This is a genomic window from Escherichia sp. KS167_9B, from assembly GCF_030295215.1.
In the GTDB taxonomy this organism is placed as follows: Bacteria; Pseudomonadota; Gammaproteobacteria; order Enterobacterales; family Enterobacteriaceae; genus Escherichia; species Escherichia coli_F.
The window spans coordinates 5,131,652-5,150,799 of sequence record NZ_AP025754.1; the positions used below are offsets into that span (position 1 = coordinate 5,131,652).

Consider the following 19,148-nt stretch of genomic DNA (forward strand, 5'->3'; position numbering starts at 1 on the left):
TATTTCCTGATTCTGCCATCCTGATTTGTTTCCAACCTAAAAAGTTATAGATATAAAGGGATTGTATTTAAAGTGTAAATATTCTAACGCTAATAAGTTATATTTTAATAATGAGCGTTTTTTGATAGTTTACTTCTTTAACAAGATATTTAATGGCGACATAGAATAACCAAATATAATAAGGTTGTCATATGTTACCCAAGATCAGACACAATAATTTTTTTGGTGCAGTGGAGTTATTTGTAAAGTCATCGCATACAAAAATACATTCAAATAATTTCTTTAATAATATTCAGCATGCATTTAAGAAAAGGGATTGGATTTCGAATTATGATAGTCTGTTAATTTTAAGGGAGTTCTTTCTTAGAGCAACACAGATCGATAAAAATAGTTATCAGGTGCTTTCATCAAAAGATGAAACCGTTCACGCCATGGATAATTTTCTTATCAGCTTCCGCCTTAAAGATAACGGTGCCGAATATACAATGACATTGCGAGGCAATGGATTTGAATACGAAGAAATCTCTATAACAATAAATGAGTATAACTCATTTATAGACTTTAAGAACCGTGAATTTCCACTAGCACAAAATAGAAGATTGTATGCCTATGATATTTTGCAGAAAAAACAGTCTGACATACCTGAAAGGATTAACGGTTATTTTCGGACGGCGGCGGGTGGCTTGTCTTACGGTTCTGCTTATTTTGAGAATGTAGTAAGCAAATTAAAACGGGGTAAATTTGAACTTGAAGGGCCAGGAGGTAGCATTAAAGAATGTGAAGGATGGTATTTTTGCGAGAAAATAAATAATGGAAATTATGCCATGGTCATAGAATCTTTGGGCTTTGCTCTTAAAATCTATGGAGGGGATGAGGAATTTCGAACTGGCTCTTATATTTTTTTGCAGGGTGAAGATTACTCTCTTATTTATAATTTTCTGGTTAATGCAGGTTACCAACAAGTGGAAATAACCGAGCAAGTGGAAGCGATTATAAGTGCAAATCTGGCCGCAAACGGTAATTATACCGAAGAAAAGATTTCCGAGAAATATAAATCTACCATTGAAGCGTTTAAAAAAGAGGTAAAACCGTTAAACGCGAATAAGGGTTATTGATACTAGTATGAGTTCGGCGTAAAAACTCAGAGACTTAATTCCCCTATCCCATATATATCGATAGGGGAAATTTATTTTTCCAGAATTTATGTTATTAACATTATTTGAGCAACTTTTGCAGCAGGTTCATCACTTGCTGCACCTCTTCCTGAGTGAGCGCACCGTCTTTGGCCCATTGCACTCGACCGTCTTTGTCCAGCACCGCTACAGCGGAACTTTCTTCATCTAGCTGCCAGGCACCGCGCGCGATGCCATTGCTATCGACAATAAACTGCGACCAGGGATAAAGCTTTTTATTACTCTCCAGACTGCTGCGCACAAACATGCCAGAACCCGGAATCGCGTCGTCGGTGTTCACAATGGTGGTGGTCTGGTAACGATCGTGCGGTAACTTTGCTGATTTAATCGCTTCAATCAGCGTCGCGTTTTTCTCTTTTGCAGAGGTGCGACCAGCAATATGTTGCAGTACTCGCACTTTTCCCACTAACTGCGCGCTGTTCCAGGTTTTGTAGCTAAACTGATCTTTATCAAGCACTAACTCGCCCCGATCGGTAATGCCTATCGGTGGCACTCGTTGACCGGTTTCAAACTGATGTGCGGAAGCCATCATCGGCAACAGCAGGCAGGTGAGTGCCAGAATCTTACGTAGGGTCATGGTGTATCCTTCTTATGATATGCAGGTGATCCGACCACTTGGGGTCTGACTTTTAATCATATGTGCTATTTATCGAATTTCCCGCAAGTGTGATGCCAGTTTGCGGTCAAGCGCACAAATCATATGAAAAATGAATGCTTATACTGAAGACCGCGCTTCGGTAAAAAGATAATTCTGAATAATTGTAACCTTTAGGTAAAAAAAGTTATACGCGGTGGAAACATTACCCGGATAGTCTATAGTCACTAAGCATTAAAATTTGCGCCTCATAATAGTTGGGCCGATTGTGGCACCGCAAAGGCGTAATACTCAGCAGGAGATAACAATGAAAATTTTCCAACGGTACAACCCACTGCAGGTGGCGAAGTACGTAAAGATCCTGTTCCGTGGACGGTTATACATCAAGGACGTTGGCGCTTTTGAATTTGATAAGGGTAAGATTCTTATCCCAAAAGTGAAGGATAAGCTGCATTTGTCAGTGATGTCCGAAGTTAACCGTCAGGTTATGCGTCTGCAAACAGAGATGGCTTAACCAAAGTGCTATGCAGTAAATAAGACGGCTCCTGATTCAGGAGCCGTTGATGTTTCTTGGGGTTACGCGACGTTTTCTTCTTTATCTTTAACGTCAGGCAGTTTGGGCGAAAGGGCGGTGGCCTTGCTGTCGATCCGCGTTACCAGCAACTGGTCGATGCGGTAGTTATCGATATCCACCACTTCAAATTTGTAGCCGGCGAATTTCACCGAGTCGGTGCGTTTCGGGATTTTACGCAGCATAAACATCATAAAGCCGCCGATGGTTTCGTAGTTGCCTGACTGCGGGAACTCATCAATATCCAGCACACGCATTACGTCGTCAATCGGGGTGCCGCCATCAATCAACCATGAGTTCTCATCACGGGCGACAATCTGCTCTTCCAGTCCCTGACCGACCAGATCGCCCATTAGTGTGGTCATTACGTCGTTGAGGGTGATGATCCCCACGACCAGCGCGTACTCGTTCATGATCACCGCGAAGTCTTCACCCGCAGTTTTAAAACTTTCCAATGCCTCTGAAAGGGTTAATGTATCCGGCACAATCAGTGTGTTGCGAATTTGTACGCCGCTGTTCAGTGCCAGGCTTTGGTTAGCCAGCACGCGGTTCAGCAGGTCTTTAGAATCGACATAGCCGATGATGTGGTCAATATCTTCATTACAGACGAGAAATTTCGAGTGCGGATGTTCCGCCACCTTATTCTTCAGACTTTGCTCATCTTCGTGGAGATCAAACCAAATCACGTTTTCACGCGGTGTCATTGACGACGGAACGGTACGGGATTCCAGCTCAAAGACGTTTTCTATCAGCTCGTGTTCCTGTTTACGTAACACGCCCGCCAGTGCACCTGCTTCCACAACTGCATAGATGTCATCAGAAGTGATGTCATCTTTACGTACCATTGGCAGTTTAAAGATACGGAAGATCATATTCGCCAGGCCGTTGAAGAACCACACCAACGGGGTGCAAACGTACAGGCAGAAGCGCATCGGGTTGATGATACGCAAAGCCACCGCTTCTGGCGCAATCATACCGATGCGTTTCGGAGTTAAATCCGCAAACAGGATAAACATGCCAGTTACTAACGAGAAAGAGAGAATAAAGCTCAGTTGCTCAGAGAGTTCCGCCGACATATAGCGGGAAAACAGGCTGTGAAAAGCTGGAGAAAACGCCGCATCACCGACAATACCGCCGAGAATCGCCACTGCGTTAAGACCGATTTGTACCACGGTAAAGAACATGCCAGGATTTTCTTGCATATTCAGAACGCGTTGGGCATTTATATTGCCTTCATCAGCCAGCAGTTTTAGTTTGATTTTGCGTGAAGCGGCAAGTGAGATCTCGGACATCGAGAAGAACGCACTTACAGCGATCAAGCAGAGTATGACAAAAATACTGTTTAACATATCTTATCCGACCTTTCAGGCCAGATCCTCGGAAGGGGAAGTTGATTAATTTGTGTGAAATACACATTGAAAGCCGATTCGAAGAAAGTGAACCGGCATTTTCAGTGGCTAGTATAGCGTAAGGTACTGTAAAGTCGCCAGAGGGTTAAAATTCAGACGACTGATAAATGCAAAACTGCCTGATGCGCTATGCTGTTCAGGCCTACGAAGTCTCTGCAATACATTGAATTTTGAGGGTTTTGTAGGCCTGGCAAGGCGTTTACGCCGCATCCGGCATATACAAAGCTCACTTTATCAACAATCTGAATTTGTAACCGTAACGCTATGCTTCCGGCGGCAGACAGACGCCAATTCCGCCAATTCCACAGTAACCATATGGGTTTTTATGCAGATATTGCTGGTGGTCATCTTCGGCATAATAAAATGGTGAGGCGTTAGCGATTTCCGTGGTGATGTGACGATCGTCATCGGCGGCAAGCATCGCCGCCTGAAAACGCTCCAGACTGGCACGAGCGGCGGCATCCTGTTCTGGGGTCAGCGGATAAATCGCTGAACGATACTGCGTGCCGTGGTCATTGCCCTGACGCATTCCCTGGGCGGGATCGTGATTCTCCCAAAATACTTGTAGCAACTGCTCATAGCTGATGACGGAAGGATCGTAAACAATGCGCACCGCTTCGGCATGACCAGTATCACCGGAGCACACTTCCCGATAAGTGGGGTTTGGCGTATATCCGCCGGTGTAACCTGCGGCGGTGCTGTAAACGCCGGGTAACTGCCAGAACAGACGCTCCACACCCCAGAAACAACCCATCGCAAAAATGGCAATCTCCATTCCGTCAGGTACATTGGTCATTGAGTGACCATTGACCGCATGCAGCGTGGCTACGGGCATCGGGGTGTTACGTCCAGGCAGGGCATCGGCGGGGGAAACCAGATGCTTTTTATCAAATAAACTCATGGTGTCGCTCTCCCGAAAATCGGTCATTGGGGTTAAGGTTGTAACAAGAGACGTATTTGCACACAATAACCACCGTGAATAGGTCTAAAGTAAAACATAAGAAATATTTGGGGTTTAGTCTGCTTTTTAATCCATATTACTGGATTTTTGTTAAGCCGTTTAACGGCGTTCCAGGGGCAGGAATAGAGGATATTCAGGAGAAAATGTGCGCTATATCCGACAGTTATGCTGTGTAAGCTTACTCTGCTTAAGCGGATCTGCCGTCGCCGCGAACGTCCGTCTACAGGTCGAGGGGTTATCGGGACAGCTGGAAAAGAACGTTCGCGCGCAGCTTTCTACGATTGAAAGTGATGAAGTGACGCCAGACCGTCGCTTTCGCGCACGCGTCGATGATGCCATCCGCGAAGGTCTGAAAGCGCTGGGTTATTACCAGCCGACCATTGAATTTGATCTCCGTCCACCGCCAAAGAAAGGGCGGCAGGTATTGATCGCCAAAGTCACGCCAGGCGTGCCGGTGTTAATTGGCGGCACCGATGTGGTATTGCGCGGCGGCGCGCGGACCGATAAAGACTATTTGAAATTGCTCGATACTCGCCCGGCGATTGGTACGGTACTGAACCAGGGCGATTATGAAAATTTCAAAAAGTCCTTAACCAGCATTGCGTTGCGTAAAGGTTATTTCGATAGCGAATTTACCAAAGCGCAGCTGGGCATTGCGCTCGGCCTGCATAAAGCCTTCTGGGATATTGATTATAACAGTGGCGAACGCTACCGCTTTGGGCATGTGACCTTTGAAGGATCACAAATCCGCGATGAATACCTGCAAAATCTGGTGCCGTTTAAAGAGGGCGATGAGTACGAATCGAAAGATCTGGCGGAACTAAACCGCCGACTCTCTGCCACCGGCTGGTTTAATTCGGTGGTGGTGGCACCACAATTTGATAAAGCGCGCGAAACGAAAGTATTACCGTTGACGGGCGTGGTTTCGCCGCGCACAGAAAACACCATCGAAACCGGGGTCGGTTACTCTACAGACGTGGGACCGCGCGTGAAAGCGACGTGGAAAAAACCATGGATGAACTCTTACGGTCACAGTCTGACTACCAGTACCAGTATTTCCGCGCCGGAACAGATCCTCGACTTCAGCTATAAAATGCCGCTGCTGAAGAACCCGCTGGAACAATATTATTTGGTGCAGGGCGGTTTTAAGCGCACTGACCTGAACGATACCGAGTCTGACTCCACGACGCTGGTGGCTTCTCGCTACTGGGATCTCTCCAGTGGCTGGCAGCGTGCCATTAACCTGCGCTGGAGTCTCGACCACTTTACCCAGGGTGAAATTACCAACACCACGATGCTGTTTTATCCGGGGGTGATGATTAGCCGCACGCGTTCTCGCGGTGGCCTGATGCCAACCTGGGGCGACTCGCAACGTTACTCTATCGACTACTCCAACACGGCCTGGGGCTCGGATGTCGATTTCTCCGTTTTCCAGGCGCAGAACGTCTGGATCCGCACACTGTACGATCGCCATCGTTTTGTGACACGCGGCACGCTGGGCTGGATTGAAACGGGTGATTTCGACAAAGTACCGCCGGATCTGCGTTTCTTCGCCGGGGGCGACCGCAGTATTCGTGGCTACAAATACAAATCTATCGCCCCGAAATACGCCAACGGTGACCTGAAAGGGGCATCGAAGTTGATAACCGGATCGCTGGAGTACCAGTACAACGTGACCGGAAAATGGTGGGGCGCGGTGTTTGTCGATAGTGGCGAAGCGGTAAGCGATATTCGCCGTAGCGACTTTAAAACCGGTACTGGGGTTGGCGTGCGCTGGGAATCGCCGGTCGGGCCAATCAAACTCGATTTTGCCGTACCGGTCGCAGATAAAGACGAGCACGGGTTACAGTTTTACATCGGTCTGGGGCCAGAATTATGAGTTTATGGAAAAAAATCAGCCTCGGCGTGGTTATCGTTATCTTACTGTTGCTGGGAGCGGTGGCGTTTCTGGTGGGCACCACCAGCGGCCTGCATCTGGTATTTAAAGCGGCGGATCGCTGGGTGCCGGGGCTGGATATTGGCAAGGTCACCGGCGGCTGGCGCGATCTCACCTTGTCTGACGTTCGTTATGAGCAGCCAGGCGTGGCGGTAAAAGCGGGCAATCTCCATCTGGCGGTCGGGCTGGATTGTCTGTGGAACAGTAGCGTTTGTATTAATGACCTGGCGCTGAAAGACATTCAGGTCAACATCGACAGTAAAAAAATGCCCCCTTCTGAACAGGTTGAAGAAGAGGAAGATAGCGGGCCGCTGGATCTCTCCACGCCGTATCCCATCACCCTGACGCGGGTGGCGCTGGATAACGTCAACATCAAGATTGATGACACCACGGTATCGGTGATGGACTTCACCTCCGGCCTGAACTGGCAGGAGAAAACCCTGACCCTGAAACCGACGTCGCTGAAAGGCCTGTTGATTGCTTTGCCGAAAGTGGCGGAAGTGGCGCAGGAAGAGGTGGTCGAACCGAAGATTGAAAATCCGCAGCCGGATGAAAAACCGCTCGGCGAAACGCTGAAAGATCTCTTTTCTCGCCCGGTATTGCCGGAAATGACCGACGTGCATTTGCCGCTCAACCTGAATATTGAAGAGTTTAAGGGCGAGCAGTTGCGCGTGACAGGCGACACGGACATCACCGTGAGCACCATGCTGCTGAAAGTGAGCAGCATCGACGGTAATACCAAACTGGACGCCCTGGATATCGATTCCAATCAAGGGATCGTCAACGCCAGCGGCACGGCGCAGCTATCAGACAACTGGCCGGTGGATATCACCCTCAACAGCACACTGAACGTGGAGCCGCTGAAAGGCGAAAAGGTGAAGCTGAAAGTGGGTGGTGCGCTGCGCGAACAGCTGGAGATAGGCGTTAACCTTTCTGGCCCGGTGGATATGGATCTGCGCGCCCAGACGCGGCTGGCAGAAGCTGGATTGCCGCTCAACGTGGAAGTGAACAGCAAACAGCTTTACTGGCCGTTCACTGGTGAGAAGCAATATCAGGCGGATGATCTGAAACTGAAACTCACCGGTAAAATGACCGATTACACGCTCTCTATGCGCACGGCAGTGAAGGGACAGGAGATCCCGCCAGCCACCATTACCCTTGATGCCAAAGGTAATGAACAGCAGGTCAATCTCGACAAACTTACCGTCGCGGCGCTGGAAGGGAAAACTGAACTCAAGGTGTTGCTCGACTGGCAGCAGGCAATTAGCTGGCGCGGTGAGTTAACGCTTAATGGCATTAACACCGCGAAAGAGTTCCCGGAGTGGCCGTCGAAACTCAATGGTTTGATTAAAACGCGCGGTAGTCTGTATGGCGGCACCTGGCAGATGGACGTGCCGGAGTTGAAGCTGACCGGTAACGTCAAACAGAACAAAGTGAATGTTGACGGTACACTAAAAGGCAACAGTTACATGCAGTGGACCATCCCTGGGTTGCATCTGGAACTGGGGCCAAACAGTGCCGAAGTGAAAGGTGAACTGGGGGTAAAAGATCTCAATCTTGATGCCACCATCAACGCGCCGGGGCTGGATAATGCGCTACCAGGACTGGGTGGTACAGCGAAAGGGTTGGTGAAAGTACGCGGCACGGTGGAAGCACCGCAGCTGCTGGCCGATATCACCGCGCGCGGTCTGCGCTGGCAGGAACTTTCCGTGGCGCAGGTTCGCGTAGAAGGTGATATCAAATCCACCGACCAGATTGCGGGTAAACTCGACGTGCGCGTTGAGCAAATCTCGCAGCCGGATGTGAATATCAACCTCGTCACCCTGAATGCCAAAGGCAGCGAAAAGCAGCACGAGTTACAGTTGCGGATTCAGGGCGAACCGGTTTCCGGGCAGCTTAATCTGGCAGGCAGTTTTGATCGCAAAGAAGAACGCTGGAAGGGAACACTTAGCAATACCCGCTTCCAGACGCCAGTCGGCCCGTGGTCGCTGACCCGCGATATTGCGCTGGATTATCGCAACAAGGAGCAAAAAATCAGCATCGGGCCACACTGCTGGCTTAACCCGAATGCGGAACTGTGCGTGCCGCAAACCATTGATGCCGGGGCTGAAGGGCGTGCGGTGGTAAATCTCAATCGCTTCGACCTCGCCATGCTGAAACCGTTTATGCCAGAAACCACACAGGCCAGCGGTATCTTCACGGGTAAAGCGGATGTCGCATGGGACACCACTAAAGAAGGGCTGCCACAGGGGAGTATCACCCTTTCGGGGCGTAACGTGCAGGTAACGCAAACCGTCAACGATGCGGCGCTGCCCGTGGCGTTTCAGACGCTGAATCTGACGGCGGAACTGCGTAACAACCGTGCTGAACTGGGCTGGACCATCCGCCTGACCAATAACGGCCAGTTTGATGGGCAGGTGCAGGTGACCGATCCACAAGGCCGCCGTAATCTTGGTGGTAACGTCAATATCCGTAACTTCAACCTTGCGATGATAAACCCCATCTTTACCCGTGGGGAAAAAGCAGCGGGGATGGTGAGTGCCAACTTGCGTCTGGGGGGTGATGTACAAAGCCCGCAGTTGTTTGGTCAGCTCCAGGTTACGGGTGTGGATATCGACGGCAACTTTATGCCGTTTGATATGCAGCCGAGCCAGCTTGCGGTTAATTTTAACGGTATGCGCTCGACGCTTGCCGGTACTGTGCGGACCCAACAGGGAGAAATCTACCTGAGTGGTGACGCCGACTGGAGCCAGATTGAAAACTGGCGGGCGAGGGTAACCGCGAAAGGCAGTAAGGTACGGATCACCGTGCCGCCGATGGTACGAATGGATGTATCCCCAGATGTTGTATTCGAGGCTACACCAAACCTGTTTACCCTCGATGGTCGCGTGGATGTCCCTTGGGCGCGCATTGTGGTGCATGAGCTGCCGGAAAGCGCGGTGGGCGTTTCCAGCGATGTGGTGATGCTTAACGATAACCTGCAACCGGAAGAGCCGAAAACGGCGTCGATTCCGATTAACAGCAACCTGATTGTCCACGTTGGCAACAATGTGCGCATTGACGCCTTCGGCCTGAAAGCGCGGCTGACGGGCGATCTCAACGTCGTACAGGACAAACAAGGACTGGGCCTGAACGGGCAGATCAACATCCCTGAAGGTCGCTTCCATGCCTATGGTCAGGATCTGATTGTGCGTAAGGGTGAGCTACTGTTCTCTGGTCCGCCGGATCAACCGTATCTTAATATCGAAGCTATTCGTAACCCGGATGCTACAGAAGACGACGTAATCGCCGGAGTTCGCGTCACTGGTCTGGCGGACGAACCGAAAGCGGAGATCTTCTCTGACCCGGCGATGTCGCAACAGGCCGCGCTTTCCTACCTGTTACGTGGACAAGGGTTGGAGAGCGATCAGAGTGACAGTGCGGCGATGACCTCAATGCTGATTGGTCTGGGGGTTGCACAAAGTGGTCAGATTGTGGGTAAAATCGGCGAGACGTTTGGCGTAAGCAATTTAGCGCTCGACACAGAGGGAGTAGGCGACTCCTCCCAGGTGGTGGTCAGCGGCTATGTATTGCCAGGTCTGCAAGTGAAATACGGCGTGGGTATATTTGACTCAATAGCAACACTCACGTTACGTTATCGCCTGATGCCTAAGCTATATCTGGAAGCCGTGTCTGGTGTAGACCAGGCACTGGATTTGCTCTATCAGTTCGAGTTTTAGCAATGCGAATATTTGTCTACGGCAGTTTACGCCACAAACAAGGCAACAGTCACTGGATGACCAATGCCCAGTTACTGGGCGATTTCAGTATCGATAACTACCAGTTGTATAGCCTGGGCCACTATCCAGGCGCAGTTCCGGGGAACGGAACAGTACACGGTGAAGTTTATCGTATTGACAACGCCACGCTGGCCGAACTTGATGCCTTGCGCACCAGGGGCGGTGAATACGCGCGCCAGTTGATTCAGACGCCGTACGGGAGTGCATGGATGTACGTTTATCAACGACCCGTCGATGGATTAAAGCTAATTGAAAGCGGCGACTGGTTAGACAGGGATAAGTAATAATAAAAGCACGCCACCTTCGGGTGGCGTTGTTTTATGCGATGTATCTCGCGATTTTTTTTGTAACTTCCCCATCTTTAGCTTTTCTCTCCGAGCCGCTTTCCATATCCGTAAACGCATAAAAAACTCTGCTGGCGTTCACAATTACGTAGGGGTAAAACGGGGGCATGCTTTGAACGGTGAGAATGAGTGAGGTCGGCTAATTTCCAGCAAGCGGCTATGAACAGCAAAATGGTGGTCGTGTTTGCTTGTTCTTACCGTTCAAGCCTTGCAAGCGCTGAGAATAATGATAGGGGAATAGAGAGTTTATTTATCGCGGGCATAAAAAACCCTTACTAACCGAAGCCCGGCGTTCAGGGTTATGGCACTAGAAGAACTTATTTATTCTTTGCGCGCTCGAAGGAGGCAACGATTTCAGCTTTAGCGGCTTCTGCGTTTTCCCAGCCTTCAACTTTCACCCACTTGCCTTTTTCGAGGTCTTTGTAGTGCTCGAAGAAGTGAGCGATCTGTGCTTTCAGCAGTTCAGGCAGATCGTTAACGTCTTTGATGTGATCGTATTCTTTGCTCAGCTTGGTGTGCGGAACAGCAATCAGTTTCGCATCTTCACCGGCTTCGTCGGTCATTTTCAGAACGCCAACCGGACGGCAGCGAATCACGGAACCTGGCTGCAGCGGGTACGGAGTCGGGACCAGTACGTCAACCGGGTCACCGTCCAGAGACAGGGTGTGGTTGATGTAACCGTAGTTGCACGGATAGAACATCGCAGTGGACATGAAGCGGTCAACGAACAGTGCGCCGCTCTCTTTGTCGATTTCGTATTTGATCGGATCTGCGTTAGCCGGGATCTCAATAACAACGTAGATGTCTTCCGGCAGATCTTTACCCGCAGGGACGTTGAGTAAGCTCATGTCTGTTTCCTTTAAAAATATGTGGCAAACAAGTGCCGAGTATTATAGCCAACTCGCGCCGAATGTCTTCGCTTGTTTTCGTCTTCATTTTCCTTTTTCGCCAGTTTTAAGAAGGTTTACAGAGCAGGAAAATCCATAACCGTAGCCGCATTTTTCATAGTGAGATGAAAGCGATTACAAACTTGTGATTAACGTTTTATTTACTTTTTTGAAGTGTGATGTAACGCAATCCGTTACATAACGAATTGTCTATAGTTTTTTCGCGAACATCTTTTCACCAATAATAATTACCCCGACGAGGACAACCCTATGTGGAAACGCTTACTTGTAGTCTCTGCAGTCTCGGCAGCCATGTCGTCTATGGCGTTGGCCGCTCCATTAACCGTAGGATTTTCGCAGGTCGGATCGGAATCCGGCTGGCGCGCCGCAGAAACCAATGTGGCGAAAAGTGAAGCCGAAAAGCGCGGAATTACGTTGAAAATTGCCGATGGTCAGCAAAAGCAGGAAAACCAGATTAAAGCGGTACGTTCCTTCGTCGCGCAAGGGGTGGATGCGATCTTTATCGCTCCGGTGGTAGCGACCGGTTGGGAGCCGGTATTAAAAGAGGCGAAAGATGCCGAAATCCCGGTCTTCTTGCTTGACCGTTCCATCGATGTGAAAGACAAATCTCTCTATATGACCACCGTCACTGCCGACAACATCCTCGAAGGCAAATTGATCGGTGACTGGCTGGTAAAAGAAGTGAATGGCAAACCATGCAACGTGGTGGAGCTGCAGGGCACCGTTGGGGCCAGCGTCGCCATTGACCGTAAGAAAGGCTTTGCCGAAGCCATTAAGAATGCGCCAAATATCAAAATTATCCGCTCGCAGTCAGGTGACTTCACCCGCAGCAAAGGCAAAGAAGTGATGGAGAGCTTTATCAAAGCGGAAAACAACGGCAAAAACATCTGCATGGTTTACGCCCATAACGATGACATGGTGATTGGTGCAATTCAGGCAATTAAAGAAGCGGGCCTGAAACCGGGCAAAGATATCCTGACAGGCTCTATCGACGGCGTGCCGGACATCTACAAAGCGATGATTGATGGCGAAGCGAACGCCAGCGTTGAACTGACGCCGAACATGGCAGGCCCCGCTTTTGATGCGCTGGAGAAATATAAAAAAGACGGCACCATGCCTGAAAAGCTGACCCTGACCAAGTCCACCCTTTACCTGCCTGATACTGCAAAAGAAGAGTTAGAGAAGAAGAAAAACATGGGGTATTGAGGGGCATCAATGCCTGATGCCGACTTGTGGGCCGCCGGATAAGGCATTCACGCCGCATCCGGCGGTTGTGCGAGATGCCTGATGCGACGCTGTTGTGTCTTATCTGGCGCACGCTTTACAACGGGGGAAACTATGAATACTAACCAACACCAGGAAATCCTCCGCACCGAAGGATTAAGTAAATTTTTCCCCGGCGTCAAAGCGTTAGACAACGTTGATTTCAGCCTGCGCCGTGGTGAAATCATGGCGCTGCTCGGTGAAAACGGGGCGGGAAAATCAACGCTAATCAAAGCATTAACCGGTGTCTACCACGCCGATCGTGGCACCATCTGGCTGGAAGGCCAGACTATCTCACCGAAAAATACCGCCCACGCACAACAACTCGGCATCGGCACCGTCTATCAGGAAGTCAACCTGCTACCCAATATGTCGGTCGCTGATAATCTATTCATAGGTCGCGAACCCAAACGTTTCGGCCTTCTACGCCGTAAAGAGATGGAAAAGCGCGCCACCGAACTGATGGCATCTTACGGTTTCTCCCTCGACGTGCGGGAACCGCTCAACCGCTTTTCGGTGGCGATGCAGCAAATAGTCGCCATTTGTCGGGCCATTGATCTCTCCGCCAAAGTGCTGATCCTCGATGAACCCACCGCCAGCCTCGACACTCAGGAAGTAGAGTTACTGTTTGGCCTGATGCATCAGTTGCGCGATCGCGGCGTCAGCCTGATCTTTGTCACTCACTTTCTCGATCAGGTCTATCAGGTCAGCGATCGGATCACTGTCTTACGCAACGGCAGTTTTGTTGGCTGTCGGGAAACCCGCGAGCTACCGCAGATCGAACTGGTAAAAATGATGCTGGGGCGCGAACTGGACACCCACGCGCTGCAGCGTGCCGGGCGAACATTGTTAAGCGACAAACCCGTTGCCGCGTTCAAAAATTACGGCAAAAAAGGAACAATCGCACCGTTCGATCTCGAAGTGCGCCCCGGCGAGATCGTCGGACTGGCAGGTCTGCTGGGATCAGGACGTACCGAAACCGCCGAAGTGATCTTCGGTATCAAACCTGCTGACAGCGGCACGGCGTTGATCAAAGGCAAACAGCAAACCCTGCGATCCCCACATCAGGCGTCGGTACTGGGTATCGGCTTCTGCCCGGAAGACAGGAAAACCGATGGCATCATCGCCGCCGCCTCGGTGCGGGAAAATATCATCCTCGCTCTCCAGGCCCAGCGCGGCTGGTTACGGCCGATTTCGCGCAAAGAACAGCAAGAGATTGCCGAACGCTTTATCCGCCAGCTTGGCATTCGCACACCTTCCACCGAACAGCCGATTGAGTTTCTCTCCGGTGGCAATCAGCAAAAAGTGCTGCTCTCTCGCTGGCTGCTGACTCGTCCACAATTTCTGATCCTCGACGAGCCAACGCGCGGCATTGATGTTGGTGCCCACGCTGAGATCATCCTCCTGATTGAAACGCTATGCGCCGATGGTCTGGCGCTGCTGGTGATCTCCTCCGAACTGGAAGAGCTGGTGGGCTATGCCGACCGGGTGATTATCATGCGCGATCGCAAACAGGTTGCGGAGATCCCGCTGGCAGAGCTTTCCGTTCCGGCGATCATGAACGCCATTGCGGCGTAAGGAGAACTGTGTGATGCCTCAATCTCTCCCGGACACTACGCCGTCGAAAAGGCGCTTTCGCTGGCCAACGGGAATGCCGCAGCTGGCGGCGCTATTGCTGGTGCTGCTGGTCGATAGCCTGGTGGCCCCGCATTTCTGGCAGGTCGTGCTTCAGGATGGGCGTTTGTTCGGTAGCCCCATCGACATTCTTAATCGCGCCGCCCCGGTTGCGCTACTGGCGATTGGCATGACGCTGGTTATCGCCACCGGTGGTATCGATCTCTCCGTAGGGGCGGTGATGGCTATCGCCGGAGCCACAACGGCTGCGATGACGGTCGCGGGATTCAGCCTGCCGATTGTTTTGTTAAGCGCCCTGGGCACCGGCATCCTGGCGGGGTTGTGGAACGGCATACTGGTAGCGATCCTCAAAATTCAGCCGTTTGTCGCCACCCTGATCCTGATGGTCGCCGGGCGCGGCGTGGCGCAACTGATCACCTCCGGACAGATCGTCACGTTTAACTCGCCGGATCTCTCATGGTTTGGCAGCGGATCGCTGGTGTTCCTGCCAACACCAGTCATTATTGCGGTACTGACGCTTCTCCTCTTCTGGCTGTTGACCCGCAAAACGGCACTGGGGATGTTTATCGAAGCCGTTGGTATCAACATTCGGGCGGCAAAAAATGCCGGAGTCAACACACGAATCATCGTCATGCTCACTTATGTGTTGAGCGGGCTGTGTGCGGCGATTGCGGGCATTATCGTGGCGGCGGATATTCGCGGTGCCGATGCCAACAACGCCGGATTATGGCTGGAGCTGGACGCCATTCTTGCGGTGGTGATTGGCGGCGGATCGCTGATGGGCGGGCGTTTTAACCTGCTGCTCTCAGTGGTAGGGGCGCTGATTATTCAGGGGATGAACACCGGAATTTTACTTTCTGGCTTTCCGCCAGAGATGAACCAGGTGGTGAAAGCGGTAGTGGTGCTTTGCGTGCTGATTGTTCAGTCGCAACGCTTTATCAGTCTGATTAAAGGAGTGCGTAGCCGTGATAAAACGTAACCTGCCGCTTATGATCACCATCGGCGTCTTTGTGCTGGGTTATCTCTACTGTCTGACGCAGTTTCCCGGTTTTGCTTCCACAAGAGTGATCTGCAATATCCTGACCGATAACGCTTTTCTGGGGATCATCGCCGTTGGCATGACCTTTGTGATCCTCTCCGGTGGGATCGATCTCTCCGTCGGTTCGGTGATCGCCTTTACCGGCGTGTTTCTGGCAAAAGTGATTGGCGATTTCGGCCTCTCGCCGCTGCTGGCGTTTCCACTGGTGCTGGTGATGGGCTGTGCCTTTGGCGCATTTATGGGGCTTTTGATCGACGCCCTGAAGATCCCGGCGTTTATCATTACTCTGGCAGGAATGTTCTTTTTGCGTGGCGTCAGCTATCTCGTTTCGGAAGAGTCGATCCCGATAAATCATCCTGTTTATGACACGCTCTCAAGCCTTGCATGGAAAATCCCTGGCGGCGGTCGCTTAAGTGCGATGGGGCTGCTGATGCTTGCGGTGGTGGTTATCGGCATATTCCTCGCGCATCGTACCCGTTTTGGTAATCAGGTATACGCCATTGGTGGCAACGCGACGTCGGCGAACCTGATGGGCATTTCCACTCGCAGCACCACTATTCGCATTTATATGCTCTCCACCGGGCTGGCAACACTGGCGGGGATTGTTTTCTCGATTTATACCCAAGCCGGATATGCGCTGGCGGGCGTAGGTGTGGAACTGGACGCTATCGCCTCAGTGGTGATTGGCGGTACACTTTTGAGCGGTGGCGTTGGAACAGTACTTGGGACGCTTTTTGGCGTGGCGATTCAGGGACTGATTCAGACATATATCAACTTTGACGGTACGCTGAGTTCCTGGTGGACGAAAATCGCCATCGGCATTTTGCTGTTCATTTTTATTGCCTTACAGCGTGGATTAACGGTGCTGTGGGAGAATCGCCAGAGTTCGCCAGTGACAAGAGTCAATATTGCGCAGCGATAAAAACGCCTCTCCGTATGGAGAGGCGCAGGAGATTACGCGTCCGGGAACTCACGGATAAAGCGTTCGACATCTTCAACCATATGGTCATTGCCGACAAAGAACGAACGACGCTGGTGCAGGGTTTCCGGGATGATATCCAGAATACGCTCTTTGCCATCGCTCGCTTTACCGCCCGCTTGTTCCGCGAGGAACGCCATCGGGTTGCACTCATACAGCAAACGCAGTTTGCCGTCCGGGTGGCTGGCGGTGCTTGGGTAGAGATAAATCCCACCTTTCAGCAGGTTACGGTGGAAATCCGCGACCAGTGAACCGATATAACGTGAGGTATACGGGCGGTTGGTAGACTTATCTTCTTCCTGGCAGAATTTAATGTACTTCTTCACCCCGTTCGGAAACTTAATGTAGTTTCCTTCGTTGATGGAGTAGGTTTTGCCTTTCTCCGGGAAGCGCATCCGTTCCTGGCACAGGCAGAAAACGCCAAGCGAAGGATCGTAAGTAAAGGCATGAACACCGCATCCGGTGGTGTAAACCAGCATGGTAGAGGAGCCGTATACCACGTAACCTGCCGCAACCTGTTTGTTACCAGGCTGGAGGAAATCTTCTTCCGTTACCGGCGTGCCAACAGGCGTAACGCGGCGGTAGATGGAGAAAATGGTACCGACAGAGACGTTAACATCGATGTTGGACGAGCCATCCAGTGGGTCCATCAGCACCACGTATTTTGCGTGTTCACAGCCTTCAAAGACGACAATCTCATCTTCTTCTTCAGAGGCAATGCCCGCAACGATATCGCGTGCTTTCAGTGCGGCTTTCAGTTTTTCATTAGCGAACAAGTCGAGTTTCTGCTGAACCTCGCCCTGCACGTTCTCAGCACCGCTGGCACCCAGGATATCAACCAGTCCTGCTTTGTTGATATCGCGATGGATAATCTTGGCGCCCAGTTTTATTGCCGACAGCAAAGCAGTGAGCTCACCGGTAGCATGAGAAAACTCGTGCTGCTTTTCGACAATAAATTCACCTAACGTTTTCATAAAACTTTCCCTGCAATGTTTATGGAGTAAAGCGACCGCAACAATCTTAACAAATAATCTCAATGTTGCGCTCAGGTGAATCGCGCCAGCAAATTACGGATTATCCTGAAATGCGTTTCTCACTTGCCCGACATATGCGTAAAATGAGCGCCAGATTAAAAAAGGATAGTGACGTATGCGCATTCATATTTTAGGAATTTGTGGCACGTTTATGGGCGGTCTGGCGATGCTGGCGCGCCAGTTAGGCCATGAAGTAACGGGTTCGGACGCCAATGTGTATCCGCCGATGAGCACCTTACTTGAGAAGCAAGGCATTGAACTGATTCAGGGTTACGATGCCAGCCAGCTCGACCCGCAGCCGGATCTGGTGATCATTGGCAACGCCATGACCCGTGGAAATCCGTGTGTGGAAGCGGTACTGGAAAAAAACATCCCTTATATGTCTGGCCCGCAGTGGCTGCACGATTTTGTGCTGCGTGACCGCTGGGTGTTGGCCGTTGCCGGTACACACGGCAAAACCACCACGGCGGGAATGGCGACCTGGATTCTGGAACAGTGTGGCTATAAACCGGGTTTTGTGATCGGCGGTGTTCCGGGGAACTTTGACGTTTCGGCACGTTTAGGCGAAAGCGACTTCTTTGTTATCGAAGCGGATGAGTATGACTGCGCCTTCTTCGACAAACGCTCTAAATTTGTCCATTACTGCCCGCGTACGCTGATCCTCAACAACCTTGAGTTCGATCATGCCGATATCTTTGACGACCTGAAAGCGATCCAGAAACAGTTCCACCATCTGGTGCGTATCGTTCCGGGGCAGGGGCGTATTATCTGGCCGGAAAACGACATCAACCTGAAACAAACCATGGCGATGGGCTGCTGGAGCGAGCAGGAGCTGGTGGGCGAGCAGGGGCACTGGCAGGCGAAAAAGCTGACCACTGACGCTTCCGAATGGGAAGTCTTGCTGGATGGCGAAAAAGTGGGCGAAGTGAAATGGTCGCTGGTGGGCGAACATAATATGCACAACGGCCTGATGGCGATTGCGGCGGCCCGTCATGTTGGCGTAGCGCCGGCAGATGCTGCTAACGCGCTGGGTTCGTTTATTAACGCTCGTCGTCGTCTGGAGTTGCGCGGAGAAGCAAATGGCGTGACGGTGTATGACGATTTTGCCCATCACCCGACGGCGATTCTGGCAACGCTGGCTGCGCTGCGCGGCAAAGTTGGCGGTACGGCGCGCATTATTGCCGTGCTGGAACCGCGCTCAAACACCATGAAAATGGGGATCTGCAAAGACGATTTGGCACCTTCATTAGGTCGTGCCGATGAAGTCTTCCTGCTGCAACCGGCGCATATTCCGTGGCAGGTCGCAGAAGTGGCAGAAGCCTGCGTTCAGCCTGCACACTGGAGTGGCGATGTTGATACGCTGGCAGATATGGTGGTGAAAACCGCTCAGCCTGGCGACCATATTCTGGTGATGAGCAACGGCGGTTTTGGTGGAATTCATCAGAAACTGCTGGATGGGCTAGCGAAGAAAGCGGAAGCCGCGCAGTAATTCTGCCTCAGCC

15 protein-coding genes are annotated in these 19,148 nt (G+C 51.2%); 10 read left to right on the forward strand and 5 right to left on the reverse strand.

Annotation, left to right across the window (positions count from 1 at the left end; translation table 11 throughout):
- Window positions 1–191: 191 nt before the first annotated feature.
- The gene (locus QUE34_RS25495) at window positions 192–1,115 is read left to right on the forward strand and encodes a hypothetical protein (RefSeq protein WP_103253426.1); all 924 of its coding nucleotides are present in this window, start codon (window positions 192–194) and stop codon (window positions 1,113–1,115) included.
- Between the two features lie 100 nt (window positions 1,116–1,215).
- Here QUE34_RS25495 and QUE34_RS25500 read toward each other — a convergent pair whose 3' ends face one another.
- The gene (locus QUE34_RS25500; RefSeq protein ID WP_000175278.1) at window positions 1,216–1,770 is read right to left on the reverse strand and encodes a YtfJ family protein; all 555 of its coding nucleotides are present in this window, start codon (window positions 1,768–1,770) and stop codon (window positions 1,216–1,218) included.
- Window positions 1,771–2,095: 325 nt separating this feature from the next.
- Here QUE34_RS25500 and QUE34_RS25505 point away from each other — a divergent pair, with 325 nt between their 5' ends.
- A complete protein-coding gene (locus tag QUE34_RS25505; RefSeq protein ID WP_000689228.1) occupies window positions 2,096–2,302 on the forward strand; it encodes a DUF1107 domain-containing protein in 207 nt (68 codons plus the stop codon).
- Between the two features lie 62 nt (window positions 2,303–2,364).
- On the opposite strand, the gene paeA is transcribed toward QUE34_RS25505, so the two are convergent.
- Entirely contained in the window at window positions 2,365–3,708 is a 1,344-nt protein-coding gene (paeA, locus tag QUE34_RS25510) for a polyamine export protein PaeA (protein WP_000934983.1), read from the reverse strand.
- A 322-nt stretch (window positions 3,709–4,030) separates the two neighbouring features.
- Window positions 4,031–4,669: a peptide-methionine (S)-S-oxide reductase MsrA gene (gene msrA, locus QUE34_RS25515; RefSeq protein ID WP_001355104.1), complete on the reverse strand. Its 639-nt coding sequence runs from the start codon at window positions 4,667–4,669 to the stop codon at window positions 4,031–4,033.
- A gap of 205 nt (window positions 4,670–4,874) precedes the next feature.
- Between msrA and tamA the strand changes: the two genes are divergently transcribed.
- Genes tamA through QUE34_RS25530 form a run of 3 tightly spaced genes read left to right on the forward strand, consistent with a single transcriptional unit; the run spans window position 4,875 to window position 10,728 of the window.
- Window positions 4,875–6,608: an autotransporter assembly complex protein TamA gene (gene tamA, locus QUE34_RS25520; protein ID WP_001269316.1), complete on the forward strand. Its 1,734-nt coding sequence runs from the start codon at window positions 4,875–4,877 to the stop codon at window positions 6,606–6,608.
- Window positions 6,605–10,384, forward strand: a complete 3,780-nt coding sequence (gene tamB, locus QUE34_RS25525; protein WP_103253428.1) for an autotransporter assembly complex protein TamB — start codon at window positions 6,605–6,607, stop codon at window positions 10,382–10,384. The genes tamA and tamB overlap by 4 nt, the downstream gene beginning before the upstream one ends.
- Window positions 10,385–10,386: 2 nt before the next feature.
- Window positions 10,387–10,728: a gamma-glutamylcyclotransferase family protein gene (locus QUE34_RS25530; RefSeq protein WP_001219160.1), complete on the forward strand. Its 342-nt coding sequence runs from the start codon at window positions 10,387–10,389 to the stop codon at window positions 10,726–10,728.
- A 377-nt stretch (window positions 10,729–11,105) separates the two neighbouring features.
- Here the strand turns inward: QUE34_RS25530 and ppa are convergent, their stop codons facing one another.
- On the reverse strand, window positions 11,106–11,636 hold the full coding sequence (gene ppa, locus QUE34_RS25535) for an inorganic diphosphatase (protein WP_000055072.1): 531 nt from the start codon (window positions 11,634–11,636) through the stop codon (window positions 11,106–11,108).
- Between the two features lie 309 nt (window positions 11,637–11,945).
- On the opposite strand from ppa, the gene ytfQ reads away from it, so the two are divergent.
- The 4 genes from ytfQ (at window position 11,946) to yjfF (ending at window position 16,555) form a co-directional block, all read left to right on the forward strand.
- Entirely contained in the window at window positions 11,946–12,902 is a 957-nt protein-coding gene (gene ytfQ, locus QUE34_RS25540; RefSeq protein ID WP_000265933.1) for a galactofuranose ABC transporter substrate-binding protein YtfQ, read from the forward strand.
- Between the two features lie 132 nt (window positions 12,903–13,034).
- Window positions 13,035–14,537: a galactofuranose ABC transporter, ATP-binding protein YtfR gene (ytfR, locus tag QUE34_RS25545; protein WP_103253429.1), complete on the forward strand. Its 1,503-nt coding sequence runs from the start codon at window positions 13,035–13,037 to the stop codon at window positions 14,535–14,537.
- Between the two features lie 13 nt (window positions 14,538–14,550).
- The gene (gene ytfT / locus QUE34_RS25550; RefSeq protein ID WP_001586590.1) at window positions 14,551–15,573 is read left to right on the forward strand and encodes a galactofuranose ABC transporter, ATP-binding protein YtfT; all 1,023 of its coding nucleotides are present in this window, start codon (window positions 14,551–14,553) and stop codon (window positions 15,571–15,573) included.
- The gene (yjfF, locus tag QUE34_RS25555; RefSeq protein ID WP_000596021.1) at window positions 15,560–16,555 is read left to right on the forward strand and encodes a galactofuranose ABC transporter, permease protein YjfF; all 996 of its coding nucleotides are present in this window, start codon (window positions 15,560–15,562) and stop codon (window positions 16,553–16,555) included. The genes ytfT and yjfF overlap by 14 nt, the downstream gene beginning before the upstream one ends.
- A gap of 32 nt (window positions 16,556–16,587) precedes the next feature.
- Here the strand turns inward: yjfF and fbp are convergent, their stop codons facing one another.
- A complete protein-coding gene (fbp, locus tag QUE34_RS25560; RefSeq protein WP_000853753.1) occupies window positions 16,588–17,586 on the reverse strand; it encodes a class 1 fructose-bisphosphatase in 999 nt (332 codons plus the stop codon).
- 175 nt (window positions 17,587–17,761) lie between these two features.
- On the opposite strand from fbp, the gene mpl reads away from it, so the two are divergent.
- Window positions 17,762–19,135, forward strand: a complete 1,374-nt coding sequence (mpl, locus tag QUE34_RS25565; protein ID WP_001219783.1) for a UDP-N-acetylmuramate:L-alanyl-gamma-D-glutamyl-meso-diaminopimelate ligase — start codon at window positions 17,762–17,764, stop codon at window positions 19,133–19,135.
- Window positions 19,136–19,148 lie beyond the last annotated feature (13 nt).

What these genes read in the sequence shown, in the direction of transcription:
- ytfT (WP_001586590.1), top strand. Translation starts at nt 14,551, where the DNA reads ATGCCTCAATCTCTCCCGGACACTACGCCGTCGAAAAGGCGCTTTCGC.
- ppa (WP_000055072.1), bottom strand. Translation starts at nt 11,636, where the DNA reads ATGAGCTTACTCAACGTCCCTGCGGGTAAAGATCTGCCGGAAGACATC.
- QUE34_RS25500 (WP_000175278.1), bottom strand. Translation starts at nt 1,770, where the DNA reads ATGACCCTACGTAAGATTCTGGCACTCACCTGCCTGCTGTTGCCGATG.
- QUE34_RS25505 (WP_000689228.1), top strand. Translation starts at nt 2,096, where the DNA reads ATGAAAATTTTCCAACGGTACAACCCACTGCAGGTGGCGAAGTACGTA.
- mpl (WP_001219783.1), top strand. Translation starts at nt 17,762, where the DNA reads ATGCGCATTCATATTTTAGGAATTTGTGGCACGTTTATGGGCGGTCTG.
- paeA (WP_000934983.1), bottom strand. Translation starts at nt 3,708, where the DNA reads ATGTTAAACAGTATTTTTGTCATACTCTGCTTGATCGCTGTAAGTGCG.
- ytfQ (WP_000265933.1), top strand. Translation starts at nt 11,946, where the DNA reads ATGTGGAAACGCTTACTTGTAGTCTCTGCAGTCTCGGCAGCCATGTCG.
- msrA (WP_001355104.1), bottom strand. Translation starts at nt 4,669, where the DNA reads ATGAGTTTATTTGATAAAAAGCATCTGGTTTCCCCCGCCGATGCCCTG.
- ytfR (WP_103253429.1), top strand. Translation starts at nt 13,035, where the DNA reads ATGAATACTAACCAACACCAGGAAATCCTCCGCACCGAAGGATTAAGT.
- QUE34_RS25530 (WP_001219160.1), top strand. Translation starts at nt 10,387, where the DNA reads ATGCGAATATTTGTCTACGGCAGTTTACGCCACAAACAAGGCAACAGT.
- fbp (WP_000853753.1), bottom strand. Translation starts at nt 17,586, where the DNA reads ATGAAAACGTTAGGTGAATTTATTGTCGAAAAGCAGCACGAGTTTTCT.
- tamB (WP_103253428.1), top strand. Translation starts at nt 6,605, where the DNA reads ATGAGTTTATGGAAAAAAATCAGCCTCGGCGTGGTTATCGTTATCTTA.
- QUE34_RS25495 (WP_103253426.1), top strand. Translation starts at nt 192, where the DNA reads ATGTTACCCAAGATCAGACACAATAATTTTTTTGGTGCAGTGGAGTTA.